Annotated in this window: 9 protein-coding genes; 3 read left to right on the top strand and 6 right to left on the bottom strand. The window is 57.4% G+C overall.

Going from position 1 to position 8,743, the window contains the following annotated elements; genetic code table 11:
- Positions 1 to 61: 61 nt before the first annotated feature.
- The 4 genes from DU29_RS0126725 to rpoE all read right to left on the bottom strand — a co-directional run bounded on the left by DU29_RS0126725 (position 62) and on the right by rpoE (position 3,835).
- Positions 62 to 1,489 (bottom strand): DegQ family serine endoprotease, encoded by a 1,428-nt coding sequence (locus tag DU29_RS0126725; protein ID WP_028624459.1) that lies wholly within the window; start codon positions 1,487 to 1,489, stop codon positions 62 to 64.
- 178 nt (positions 1,490 to 1,667) lie between these two features.
- Positions 1,668 to 2,627: a MucB/RseB C-terminal domain-containing protein gene (locus DU29_RS0126720; protein ID WP_028624458.1), complete on the bottom strand. Its 960-nt coding sequence runs from the start codon at positions 2,625 to 2,627 to the stop codon at positions 1,668 to 1,670.
- An 8-nt stretch (positions 2,628 to 2,635) separates the two neighbouring features.
- On the bottom strand, positions 2,636 to 3,223 hold the full coding sequence (locus DU29_RS0126715) for a sigma-E factor negative regulatory protein (protein ID WP_028624457.1): 588 nt from the start codon (positions 3,221 to 3,223) through the stop codon (positions 2,636 to 2,638).
- Positions 3,224 to 3,253: 30 nt separating this feature from the next.
- Positions 3,254 to 3,835 carry an RNA polymerase sigma factor RpoE gene (gene rpoE, locus DU29_RS0126710; RefSeq protein ID WP_003172477.1) on the bottom strand — a complete coding sequence of 194 codons (582 nt, stop codon included), beginning with the start codon at positions 3,833 to 3,835 and terminating at the stop codon, positions 3,254 to 3,256.
- Positions 3,836 to 4,393: 558 nt separating this feature from the next.
- Between rpoE and nadB the strand changes: the two genes are divergently transcribed.
- The gene (gene nadB, locus DU29_RS0126705) at positions 4,394 to 6,010 is read left to right on the top strand and encodes an L-aspartate oxidase (RefSeq protein WP_028624456.1); all 1,617 of its coding nucleotides are present in this window, start codon (positions 4,394 to 4,396) and stop codon (positions 6,008 to 6,010) included.
- Here the strand turns inward: nadB and DU29_RS0126700 are convergent.
- Positions 5,979 to 6,431: a protein YgfX gene (locus DU29_RS0126700; RefSeq protein ID WP_028624455.1), complete on the bottom strand. Its 453-nt coding sequence runs from the start codon at positions 6,429 to 6,431 to the stop codon at positions 5,979 to 5,981. The two genes, nadB and DU29_RS0126700, sit on opposite strands and share 32 nt — an antisense overlap.
- A complete protein-coding gene (locus DU29_RS0126695; protein ID WP_028624454.1) occupies positions 6,415 to 6,669 on the bottom strand; it encodes an FAD assembly factor SdhE in 255 nt (84 codons plus the stop codon). Before DU29_RS0126695 ends, DU29_RS0126700 begins: the two co-directional genes overlap by 17 nt.
- 148 nt (positions 6,670 to 6,817) lie before the next feature.
- Here DU29_RS0126695 and ygfZ point away from each other — a divergent pair, with 148 nt between their 5' ends.
- Together ygfZ and DU29_RS0126685 are read left to right on the top strand one after the other, a co-directional pair.
- A complete protein-coding gene (gene ygfZ, locus DU29_RS0126690; protein ID WP_028624453.1) occupies positions 6,818 to 7,759 on the top strand; it encodes a CAF17-like 4Fe-4S cluster assembly/insertion protein YgfZ in 942 nt (313 codons plus the stop codon).
- Between the two features lie 31 nt (positions 7,760 to 7,790).
- Positions 7,791 to 8,612 (top strand): HDOD domain-containing protein, encoded by an 822-nt coding sequence (locus DU29_RS0126685; RefSeq protein ID WP_028624452.1) that lies wholly within the window; start codon positions 7,791 to 7,793, stop codon positions 8,610 to 8,612.
- Positions 8,613 to 8,743: the final 131 nt, after the last annotated feature.

Genomic DNA, 8,743 nt, shown 5'->3' with positions numbered 1-8,743 from the left:
TTTCGCGAAGAAAAAAAAAACCGCCTCAATCGAGGCGGTTTTCGTTTGACCTGCAACCGGATTATTCAGCCAGTTTGAAGGTGATGAAGCTGGCGCGACCTTGACGCAGAACCCGCATCGACACCGAGCGGTTCTTCGGCAATGCCTTGGCGATGTCGGTGAACTCCTTGGAGGAGCCAATCGCCTGGTTGTTCAGGTGAGTGATCACGTCGCCAGGCTGCAAGCCAATCTGGGAAGCAGGACCGTCCTGAACTTCCTTGATGATCACGCCGCCTTTCAGATCGTAGGTTTTCTTCTGTTCATCTGTCAGCTCGGCGACCGCAACGCCCAAGCGATTACTGCTGCGCTCGGCGCTGGATTTGGCCAGCGAACTTTGTTCGTCGCCCTCCTCGGGTATCGTGCCAACGGTGAGCTCGACATTCTTGCGCTTGCCATCGCGGATCACTTCCAGGTTGGCTTTGGAGCCTGCCTTGAGTGCGCCAACGAGGTGCGGAAGGTCAGCAGACATGACGATCGCCTGACTATTCATGCTCAGGATGACGTCGCCTACTTGCAGACCTCCTTTGGCAGCCGGACCATCTTCCTGGATCTGCGCAACCAGTGCTCCGGCCGGTTTATCCAGCCCGAACGACTCGGCCAGGTCTTTGCTCACTTCCTGAATCACTACGCCCAACCAGCCACGACTGACCTTGCCACCCGACTTCAGCTGATTGGAAACGTCCAGCGCGACGTCGATAGGGATCGCGAACGATACGCCCATGAAGCCACCTGAACGGGTGTAGATCTGCGAGTTGATACCGACGACTTCGCCCGCCAGGTTAAACAGCGGACCACCCGAGTTGCCCGGGTTGATCGGCACGTCAGTCTGGATAAACGGCACGTAGTTTTCGTTGGGCAGGCTGCGCCCAACGGCGCTGACGATGCCTTGCGTCACGGTATGGTCGAAACCAAACGGCGAGCCAATCGCTACGACCCACTGCCCGGCCTTAAGGTCCAGGGACTTGCCGAGCTTGAGCACCGGCAGGTCTTTGCCTTCAATTTTCAGCAGTGCCACGTCGGAACGTGGGTCAGTGCCAACCAGCTTGGCTTTCAATTCGCTGCGGTCGGCCAGACGAACGAGAATTTCGTCGGCATCGGCGATCACATGGTTATTGGTCAGAATGTAGCCGTCTGGCGAGATGATGAAACCCGATCCCAGGGATTGAGCTTCGCGCTGACGATCACCACGAGGTGAGCGGGATTGCGGCGGCATGCCTCGCTCGAAGAACTCGCGCAACATCGGCGGCAAGCCTTCAAGATCGGGCATCTGCTGATTGACCTTGCGGTCTGGAAGTTTCTGCGTGGTACTGATGTTGACTACTGCAGGCGAGGCCTGTTCGACCAGTTGGGTGAAGTCAGGCAGTTCGACCGCTTGAACAGCGACCGCCTGACCGAGCACCAGCACGGTGGCAAATATGGAGAGGTAAGACTTCAAGCGTGGTATCGACATACGGCTCCCGTTACGACGAGCATGGTTAAGCGATATGGAGCAAAGGAACACCGGAACGATACGCCGGTATTTTTGTTCCGGGAACAAAAAACAAGGCCAGAGCCGAGAGGCTCTGACCTATAAGAAAATTGGGCGGGATTTGCAAACTGAAATGCTCACCAAACATTTCGATCTCGACTCACTGCGTGGTGGTGGCATCATCTTTGCGCATGGATAAAGCAATACGCTCAGCGGTGCCGACCGGTATCTCGCCGACGACGGTCACCATCATTTCGCCTTGCGGCGTCGTCAGACGCCGGGATACCGCCACCGTTGGTCCCAGCTGAGTGCGGGTGTCGGTAACGGTGGCACCATTCAACGGTTCGAGAAACACCGAGAAACGGGCCAAACCATCGTCATACATCAAACTGTTGACCTGTGTTTTGGTTACGGCGTCCGTGTGGGCAGTGCTGTTGATCAGTTCAAAGCCAGGTGGCAACCAATCCGAACGCCACGCCTGCGCGACTTTCTCTGCGGACGCCTTGCTGCTATTGATGGCAACCGGTTTGCAATCGGCTCCCGGACGTAAATCAGTCTCGGAAGGAACACCAGTTGTCTCAAGTCGAGTGAACTGGAACCGCTCCAGCAGTTGCGCTTTGTCATTCAGCAGCAACGACTTGAGGGGTAGACCGGTTTCTTTATCCAGGTGCAACTCAAATCCATAACGGTGCTGATCACGTGGCGTCAGGGCAACGATGACTGCCGGGCGACCGGCCACGCGCGATTTGCCAATAACGGCAAGGTCGTACCAGTTTTTGAGTTTTTTTGGATCAAGGGCACGAGCTGCAGCGCTGGGAGAATCCCCGAGGCCCGCGATCAGGGTGCCGCTGACGCATTGAGTCAGTCCATCAACGCGTACGACTTCCTGCGCAGATCCATCGAGCTGGAGCAATCGCTCGCGAACCTTGCCATCCTGAACACGATGCCAGATGTTATGGGTCGAGAAACTGCCACTGCGCTCGTAAACGAAGGTGCCTTGAAAGCTTTGCTCTTGCTCGGCGTGACCAAGACGAGTCAACCAGTCCTGAGCTTCGTCGGCGTGGGCTGGAACAACGAACCAGCCACCGAGCAGAAGCGTAAGTAGAGGTATGGCGCGCATGATCCTCCTTAACGGTTTTCCAGGCTTGCCGCACGAGCGTAAGGCAGAGCGCTCTCGGTGCCTTTCAGTGCAGCTTGTTGCGCATGCTGACGCAGGTAGCTTGGCAGACGCTGATCATGCCAACCTGGCTGACCCTGCAAAACACCGTTGGCCATAGGACCGGTGGCTTCCGTGCTCTCGCTGTAGCCGGCCAATACTGCAGGGCCTTTGACTTGCGGGGTTGCCAAACCGGGTTGTGTCGACTGCTGAGCCAGCTGAGCACCGGCAATCTCATCCTGGTTGTAAAGACGAACACCAGCCAAGACAGCAACGGTAACCGAAGCAGCGACCGCCAGACGACCCAGGCTGCGCCATGGACCACGGGTAACTTTTGCCGGTACGGCCTCGTCGGCAAGCGCAGCAGAAACTGCCGCTGCAATGTCCAGACGTGGAAGCAGCAAATCCTTGTGCATTACTGCCCGAGCGATTTGATAACGAGCCCACGTTTCACGGGTTTCAACATCGTCAAAGGCGTTAAGCACTCGACGCAGTTCCAGTTCGTCCGCTTCGTTATCCATCACTGCGGACAGCGATTCCTGCAGGGCTTCACGACTCATGGCGTTCCTCTCTTGGCTATCGCCGCTGTCTCAGTTTTCCTGCAACAACGGCTGCAGGGCTTTATCGATGGCCTCCCGAGCGCGGAAAATCCGGGAGCGCACGGTACCCACCGGACACTGCATGACGCTCGCAATGTCCTCGTAACTCAGACCATCGAATTCACGTAAAGTTAAAGCCGTACGCAAATCTTCTGGCAGTTGCTGGATGGTTCGATGGACAGTTCCTTCGATCTCATCCCGCAGCAATGCACGTTCTGGTGACTCGAGATCCTTGAGGCCATGATCGCCATCGTAGAACTCGGCATCTTCGGAACTTACATCACTATCCGGCGGCCGGCGGCCGCGTGAAACCAGATAGTTTTTCGCCGTGTTAATGGCGATGCGGTAAAGCCACGTATAAAACGCACTGTCTCCGCGAAAATTTCCTAGCGCTCGGTACGCCTTGATAAAGGCTTCCTGCGCCACATCCTGGGCTTCATGGGTGTCGTGCACAAAACGCACGATCAACCCGAGAATTTTGTGCTGATATTTCAGCACTAGCAGATCGAAAGCTCGCTTGTCGCCGCGCTGAACGCGTTCGACCAGTTGCTGATCCTCTTCCTGGGTTAGCATGAACTCTCCTCGATAAGCTCGGAGGAAGCTTGCATAACTAAACGACCAGACTTGCAAACATAGACTCGGGCTTTTCGCAAAAGTTCTCCCCCTTCCAAGCAAGTTTCCTGCGGGCTCTGATTTGGCACGCACGAAAAGCGCAGCACGAAATAATCCGGCTGCGCGAATAATCTTTTCATCGGACCGGCGGCGAGGATCGAAACAACCCCGCACATAAATCCGATGCTGTCCCTTGACTCAGGCAACGGTCTATTGATCCTGGGCTTTCGGCAAAAGTTCCAATTATTTCTAGCCGTGTCCGCGCCACATTGTGCAACATTGAGCGCAAAACCAGTGTTAAATCCACGATACAGTCGCCGTGTCGCCGAACCGGCGGAAAAACCATCCGACGAAGTGTCGACCATTTTCAGTTTACCGTAGTTTCAAATTGCCATATGTGTCCGCTATTGTGCCGCTCCCCCCCTCTATATACTAGTGGGCTGTGTGGTTGCGTTGCCTCGGCGTTACAGTAGTCGTGCGCCAACCCAGATTCGGGTCGCTTTGAGCGGAAATTTCCAGATGAGCCAACAGTTCCAACACGATGTCCTGGTCATAGGAAGCGGCGCTGCCGGCTTGAGCCTTGCGCTGACCTTGCCCGGTCATTTGCGCATTGCGGTTTTGAGCAAGGGCGATCTCGCCAACGGCTCGACGTTCTGGGCGCAGGGCGGGGTTGCCGCCGTTCTCGATGATACCGACACCGTAGAATCCCACGTCGATGACACCCTGAACGCCGGCGGCGGCTTGTGCCATGAAGACGCCGTGCGTTTCACGGTCGAGCACAGTAAAGAAGCGATTCAGTGGCTTATCGACCAAGGTGTGCCCTTTACTCGCGACGAACAGTCCGGCACCGAAGACGGTGGCTTCGAGTTTCACCTGACCCGAGAAGGCGGTCACAGTCATCGGCGCATCATCCACGCAGCCGACGCTACGGGCGCGGCCATCTTCAAAACCTTGCTCGACAAGGCAAGACAGCGTCCGAACATAGAATTGCTGGAACAACGAGTCGCCGTGGACCTGATCACCAAAAAACGATTGGGCATGCAAGGCGACCGCTGCCTCGGCGCCTACGTTCTTAATCGCGGGACCGGCGAGGTGGACACCTACGGCGCCCGATTCGTCATTCTTGCGTCGGGCGGCGCCGCAAAGGTTTATCTCTATACCAGCAACCCCGATGGCGCGTGCGGTGATGGCATCGCCATGGCCTGGCGTTCGGGTTGCCGAGTGGCGAATCTGGAATTCAACCAGTTTCACCCCACCTGCCTGTATCACCCGCAGGCCAAGAGCTTTCTGGTGACCGAAGCCTTGCGCGGCGAAGGCGCACATTTGAAGCTGCCCAATGGCGAACGCTTCATGCAGCGTTTCGACCCCCGTGCCGAGCTGGCGCCGCGCGATATCGTCGCTCGGGCGATCGACCATGAAATGAAGCGCCTGGGCATCGACTGTGTCTATCTGGACATCAGCCACAAGCCCGAAGAATTCATCAAGACGCACTTCCCGACGGTGTACGAACGCTGCCTCGAGTTTTCCATCGACATCACTAAACAACCGATTCCGGTTGTTCCTGCAGCGCATTACACCTGCGGCGGGGTGATGGTGAATCAGCAGGGTCGCACCGATGTGCCAGGCCTCTACGCCATCGGCGAGACCAGCTTCACCGGTTTGCACGGTGCAAACCGCATGGCGAGCAACTCGCTGCTGGAATGCTTCGTTTATGCACGTTCCGCGGCCGCGGACATTCTTGAGCAATTGCCGCAGATCTCAACGCCTGTCGCCCTGCCCGTCTGGGATGCCAGCCAGGTTACCGATTCGGACGAAGACGTGATCATTGCGCACAACTGGGATGAATTGCGGCGTTTCATGTGGGACTACGTGGGTATCGTTCGCACCAACAAGCGTCTGCAACGAGCACAACATCGCGTGCGCCTGTTGCTGGACGAGATCGACGAGTTCTACAGCAACTATAAGGTCAGCCGGGATTTGATCGAGCTGCGCAACCTGGCTCAGGTCGCAGAACTGATGATTCTGTCAGCGATGGAACGCAAGGAAAGCCGGGGTTTGCATTACACCCTCGATTATCCGGACATGCTGCCAGAGGCGCTCGACACTATTCTGGTGCCGCCCACCTACGCCGGCTGAACGTGAGCCGGACTCGCAGGCGACGGTGCAAATCGGCCGCCTGCGAATCGCGCGGTACGCAGATCGACCGGATCCGTCGCTCGCCTTGCAGTCGAAAACGCAGCACCACAATCAACGGCAGCGCCAGACTGTCTGGCCTCAGCTGTACAGGCTGCCAGCCCGACGCGCGATTCCACAACTGCCAGCCATCGGCATCGCGTCGCAGCCCCATGAATGCCTTGGGATGTGTCAGTAGAATCTTCCGTGGCAGGGTCCCCGCGCCATGCGCCAGGCAGGCGAAAATGCCGAGCACGCTTGCCCAGATGGGAATGGAAAGAAGAAACAGCGAACCCAGCGCGAACAGCTGGGCCAACAGATACACCGCCAGCAACTGCCGCGAGGCATGCCAGCGGCATTCGAACGCATTACTTGGGCTGGACACGATCCAGGATCATCCGAACCATGCGCTGAAGCTCCGGATCTTCCGATTCGGCGCGTTCCATGAACCAGCCGAACATGTCCTGATCTTCGCATTCGAGCAGACGGACATAGCAGTCGCGATCAACCTGATTGAGGTGCGGATAGACCTCTTTGACAAACGGCACCAGCAATACGTCAAGCTCAAGCATGCCGCGGCGGCTGTGCCAGTAGAGGCGATTCAGTTCAACATCTTCGACCATGGAGCGCTCCTCAAATAGGCGGCAAGTATACAGTCCCGGACGCCACCGAACAGTCGGCTTTGGTCGGGCATCACCTACCTTTGGAAACTACCCATTTCATGGGCACACCCTTATGATGTGCCCCAGACTCTTTACCCTGCGATGACCCATGGCCGACTCTGCTTTTTTTTGCACCCTGTCTCACGAAGGCGTACTCGCGGTCCGCGGGGCCGATGCCGGCAAATTCCTGCAAGGGCAGCTGACCTGCAACCTCGATTATCTGAGTGAACATCGGGCCAGCCTCGGTGCGCGCTGTACGCAGAAAGGCCGGATGCAATCGAGTTTCCGCATTCTGTTGCAGGGTGACGGCGTGCTGATGGCCATGGCCACTGAGCTGCTGGAGCCGCAGCTGGCGGACCTGAAAAAATACGCAGTGTTCTCCAAATCGAAGCTCACCGATGAAAGCGTAGCGTGGGTGCGCTTCGGCGTCGTTCTAGGCGACACCGTGCTGGCAGATCTGGGTCTCGAGCTGCCGGCAGACACCGACAGCGTTGTGCGCCATGACGACCTGATTGCCGTGCGCGTCTCGCCGGACCGTGCGGAACTCTGGGTGCCTGCTGATCAAGCTGACGTGGTCAAAGGCAAGCTGTCGGCCGTACTGGCGCCGGGCGATCTGAATGAATGGCTATTGGGTCAGATCCGCGCAGGGATCGGGCAGGTGATGCCGGCGACTCGCGAACTGTTCATCCCGCAGATGCTTAACCTGCAAGCCGTCGGTGGAGTGAGCTTTAAAAAGGGTTGCTACACTGGCCAGGAAATCGTCGCGCGGATGCAATATTTGGGCAAACTGAAGCGCCGTTTGTATCGGCTGAGCCTGCCCGCCGGCGAATTGCCGGAGCCGGGCACACCGCTGATTTCGCCTTCGCACGGCAGCTCGATCGGCGAAGTGGTGATTGCCGCGCACGCGGAGCGTAATATTGAACTCCTGGCTGTACTGCAAGCCGAAGCAGCTGAAGGTGGCGATATCCATCTTGGCGCGCTAGAAGGGCCCGCTTTGCAGTTGCTCGACCTGCCTTACGACCTGGATCGCGATCGCGAAATCCAGCGCTGATGCAGCATTGCCGTAATCCTAGAGAATCGAAATGAGCGAGCTGGCGGATAAGGTCCAACAGGATTTGGTTGCGGCCATCAGTAATGATGACCTGGTGCTGCCAACGTTACCGGAAGTTGCCCTGCAGATTCGCAAGGCTGCTGAGGATCCGGAAATCAGTGTCAGTGCCCTGAGCAAAGTGATCGGCCGGGATACGGCGCTGTCGGCGCGCCTGATCAAAATCGTCAACAGCCCGCTGCTGCGCGCCACGCAGGAAGTCACGGACCTGCACACCGCCATCACGCGGCTGGGGGTCAATTACAGCAGCAACCTGGCCATCGGCCTGGTGATGGAACAGATATTCCACGCGCGCTCCGAGGTGGTGGAGCAGAAAATGCGCGACGTCTGGCGCAAGAGCCTGGAAATTGCCGGCGTCAGTTATGCCTTGTGCCGCCGCTACACTGACCTTAAGCCCGATCAAGCTGCCCTCGGTGGTCTGGTGCATCAGATCGGCGTACTGCCGATTCTGACCTACGCCGAGGATCACAATGAACTGCTGGCGGACCCGGTCAGCTTGAACCATGTGATCGACAAGATTCATCCGGTGATTGGTGAGAAGTTGCTGCGGGTCTGGGATTTTCCAGAAAAACTGGTGAAAGTTCCGGGACTGTACCTGGACTTCGAGCGCGACTCCGAGCGGGTCGATTACGTTGACCTGGTGCAGGTCGCGAGCCTGTTTTGCCACAAATATACCGATCATCCTCTCGCGCGGATCGATGCGTCGAACGTCCCGGCGTTCAAAAAGCTGAAGATTGATCCGGAGCACGAAGCGATGCACAGAGACCTGGAAGAATCGCGTTCGATGTTTCATTAAATCTTGTGGCGAGGGGGCTTGCCCCCGTTCGGCTGCGACGCAGTCGTGACAGTGATTAATTCGATATTCAAGTAACCACGGCAGCCGTTTTGGGACCGCTTCGCAGTCCAACGGGGGCAAGCCCCCTCGCC

The sequence above is a fragment of the Pseudomonas sp. Ant30-3 genome (assembly GCF_000690905.1).
Lineage (GTDB): Bacteria > Pseudomonadota > Gammaproteobacteria > Pseudomonadales > Pseudomonadaceae > Aquipseudomonas.
This window is presented reverse-complemented; position numbering and strand designations above follow the sequence as displayed.